Genomic DNA, 3,722 nt, shown 5'->3' on the forward strand with positions numbered 1-3,722 from the left:
ATTCCACGCTGCTTCCTATATCCGCGGTAAGTTTTATGACTTTTTTGCGGCAAGAAGAGTTGAGCCGTTTTCTTTAAAATGTGCGATATCCGGTGGGAAAAAGGGGAAAAGGGAATAGGGGGAAGCAAAAATGACAGCCAAATTGGAAGCGGACTTACATACACATACAACGGCTTCAGACGGGACGCAGCGGCCTGCAGCTAATGTGCAAATGGCCCACGTTGCTGGATTGGCGGCAATTGCGATTACGGATCATGATACGGTTTCTGGGGTCGCTGAGGCACTTGCAGAGGGAGCGAAGCTCGGAGTTGAAGTCGTGCCAGGGGTCGAGATTTCGACCGTCGAGGGTGGTCAGGACATCCATGTGCTAGGGTACTATATTCAAATTGATGATGCTCAGTTTCTGCAAAGATTGGCCTCATTGCGCGACACCCGAAATACCCGCAATGACATGATTATTGAGCGTTTGCAGCAATTAGGCCTGGAAATTACGATGGATGATGTACTCAAAGAAGTAGCGAATATCAAGCGCAAAGGTGACACCGTCGGAAGACCTCATATTGCTTCAGTGCTTCTGAACAAAGGTTATGTTTCCTCTATTAGTGAGGCCTTTGACAAGTATTTGGCTACAGGAGCTGCCGCCTATGCCAACCCGCCTCGAATCAAACCCGAAACGGCCATCCAGTGGATTCACGAAGCAGGCGGCAAGGCAGTTCTTGCTCATCCGGGCATATATCATGACGATGCACTCGTTGAGGCTATTACGCAGCAAGGACTAGACGGTATTGAGGTTTACCATTCCGACCATACGCCGGAAGATGAAGCTAGATATCTTGAGCTTGCTCAGCGCACAGGACTTCTCATCACAGCAGGCTCAGATTTCCATGGCGAGCGGGGCGGAGTTGTTTTTCATGCGCCTATCGGCTCCAAGCGAATTGGGATCGAAGTTTTGCAAAGCCTACAAACCGAGAAGGAGCAGCGTTAATGAGAAGGATTCGCAAAGCCATCATTCCTGCGGCTGGTTTAGGAACACGATTCCTGCCAGCCACGAAAGCACAGCCTAAGGAAATGCTGCCCATTGTGGACAAGCCTGCCATCCAATACATCGTAGAAGAAGCAATTGAGTCTGGGATTGAGGATATTATCATTGTAACCGGTCGTAACAAACGTGCGATTGAAGATCATTTTGATAAATCCGTTGAACTCGAAATGATGCTCGAAGAAAAGGGCAGCACACAATTGTTGAACATTGTACAGTCTGTCTCTAACCTGGCTGATGTCCATTATATTAGGCAAAAGCAGCCCTTAGGTCTCGGACATGCCATCCTGTGCGCACGTAAATTTATTGGTGATGAGCCATTTGCCGTGCTTTTAGGCGATGACATTCTACAGTCTTCTCGACCTGGACTCAAACAGATGCTGGATATTTATGAACAGACGGAAACGTCCGTTATCGCTGTGCAAGAAGTGCCATGGGAAGATGTGAGCAAATATGGGATTGTATCCCCCGCAACGAGCTACGGCAGCTATCGCTTGATTGAAGATTTGGTCGAGAAGCCTGACCGTGATCAAGCGCCTTCGAATTTAGCGGTGATCGGCCGTTATCTCATCATGCCAGAAATATTCGGCATCCTGGAACGGCAAGAGCCAGGCCGCGGCGGAGAAATTCAATTAACGGATGCCCTCCGTGTCCTTAATAGAGAGCAGCAGATGGCTGCCTATTTGATGCAGGCGAATCGTTACGACGTTGGCGACAAATTCGGATATATCGAAGCGACTATCGAGCTTGCCCTCCAACGACCAGATTTGCAGAATCAAGTGAAAGCGTATCTCCTCAATTTGGCTAGAAAGTTAGAAGCGGAGTAAAAACAGAAAGAACCTAGTGCAGTAGGCTGCGCTAGGTTCTTTTTTCTATTTTATCGTTACTTTCATTTGTTTGATTGCCTGTTCATCCGGCGTCACGAAAAGTGTTTTCTGATTCACGTAGATGACGAATCCAGGTTTGGAGCCATTCGGTTTGTGGACATGCTTGATCGTTGTGTAGTCAACAGGAACTTGACTGGAATGCTTGGCTTGGCTGAAATAAGCGGCTAATTGCGCAGCCTCTCGCAGTGTAGCCTCGGAATAGTTGTCGCCTCGGATCACGACATGAGAGCCAGGAATATCCTTCGTATGCAGCCAAGTGTCAGAGGAAGAAGCAAGCCGGTTTGTTAAAAACTCGTTCTGAGTATTGTTTTTGCCGACATAAATCGCAATTTGCTCACTTGACATATAACACGCCAAAGCAGGCTTATCTTTTTTCTTCTTTTTGCGCTGCTTTTTGTTGCGGTCACGGATATAGCCCTGTTCCATGAGCTCATCGCGGATTTCTTCGATATCAGTCAAGGAAGCTACGCCTAGCTGCTGCAGCAAGGAATTCAAATACGCGATTTCCTGATGCGTTTGCTCGATTTGTTCCTCGACGATGGCCGTGCTGTTTTTCATTTTTGTGTATTTTTTAAAATAGCGCTGCGCATTTTCTGACGGGCTCAACAGCGGGTCCAAAGGAATTTTGATCAGCGCCTGCTCTTCATCATAGTAGTTAATTGTCTCAAGCTCGCGATCCCCTTTGTTAACGGCATGCAGGGAAGCTGTCAGCAGCTCGCCAAGTATTCGGAATTTGTCGGCATCTTTGGAATCATCGACGGTGTCTTGCAGTTTTTCCAGTTTTTTAACATTTTTGTTGGATTCATTTTGTAAAAAACGGAGCAAATCCGCCACACGCTGTTTGACCGTATCTCTTTCGGCTTTGTCTCCATAAAACATTTCCAAGCATGCACTAGGTGTTGAATACGTCGTGGACGTGCCTTCAATATGCGTTAGCGGTGTCATGGCGAAGAACAATTTGCCGGTACTTGTCTGCTCGGTAATAACAGGTTCGTAATGGTGCTCCCGCACTGCCGTCATAACACTGTCAAAAGCATGCCATAAAGCGTCCAGTTCGACCGTTCCATCGCTTTCACTACCTTTGCGGCTGCGATATACGATCTCTTTGGATATTAATGGGCTTAACCCGCTGAACGCAGCGACTAGTCTTTGTTCGGGTTTATCTGAACTTGAGGACTCTTCCTCAGGTATTGGAGCCATCGTATCAAGGAAGGTTGCCTTATCCACGATAAGCGGATTCTGCTTATCTTGCGCAGGAGGTGTGACATACTTGCTTCCTGGCATGACAACCCGATAGGAGGAGATGGCAGGAGTTACATGATGAATACCGTCCAAGATGGTGTCCGTTGCCGGATCCAGAAGAATGATATTGCTATGCCGTCCCATAATTTCCACAAGAATTTCTTTGGTGCTCATATCACCTAATTCATCTCGGTGTCGGATCTGCAGCCGGATGACACGTTCCATGCCAATTTGCTCAACGGCTTCAATAACCCCATTCTCACAGTGCTTGCGAAGGAGCATGCAGAACATCGGGGCATCCATTGGATTTATTGATGTTTGCTCAGTGAGCTGGACCCGTGGGAAGGTGGGATTCGCCGAAAGGAGAAGCTTGAGATTTTGCCCTTGCGCCCGAATTTGCAGGATGACGTCATTCTCGCTGGGTTGGTGAATTTTATTAATGCGGCCTCCGACACACGTTTGTAATTCATGAACAATCGCGTGCAGGACTAGTCCGTCTAAAGCCATGATACATACAACTCCATTCTAGGTGAAAACTTTGCTAATCTCTATGA

The 3,722-nt window shown here is 47.5% G+C and carries 3 protein-coding genes; 2 read left to right on the forward strand and 1 reads right to left on the reverse strand.

Translation table 11 applies throughout. The annotated features are described in order from the left end of the window. Positions 1-130 precede the first annotated feature (130 nt). Positions 131-985 (forward strand): PHP domain-containing protein, encoded by an 855-nt coding sequence (locus AC1DUA_RS28430; RefSeq protein ID WP_477502954.1) that lies wholly within the window; start codon positions 131-133, stop codon positions 983-985. Then, complete coding sequence (gene galU, locus AC1DUA_RS28435; RefSeq protein WP_477502955.1) at positions 985-1,866, forward strand: UTP--glucose-1-phosphate uridylyltransferase GalU; 882 nt, start codon at positions 985-987, stop codon at positions 1,864-1,866. Before AC1DUA_RS28430 ends, galU begins: the two co-directional genes overlap by 1 nt. A gap of 45 nt (positions 1,867-1,911) precedes the next feature. Here the strand turns inward: galU and AC1DUA_RS28440 are convergent, their stop codons facing one another. Then, on the reverse strand, positions 1,912-3,675 hold the full coding sequence (locus AC1DUA_RS28440; protein ID WP_477502956.1) for an Rqc2 family fibronectin-binding protein: 1,764 nt from the start codon (positions 3,673-3,675) through the stop codon (positions 1,912-1,914). Positions 3,676-3,722: the final 47 nt, after the last annotated feature.

Source organism: Paenibacillus sp. 01T422, from assembly GCF_056398785.1.

Coding starts and splice junctions, on each gene's coding strand:
- AC1DUA_RS28430 (WP_477502954.1), top strand. CDS start 131: ATGACAGCCAAATTGGAAGCGGACTTACATACACATACAACGGCTTCA.
- galU (WP_477502955.1), top strand. CDS start 985: ATGAGAAGGATTCGCAAAGCCATCATTCCTGCGGCTGGTTTAGGAACA.
- AC1DUA_RS28440 (WP_477502956.1), bottom strand. CDS start 3,675: ATGGCTTTAGACGGACTAGTCCTGCACGCGATTGTTCATGAATTACAA.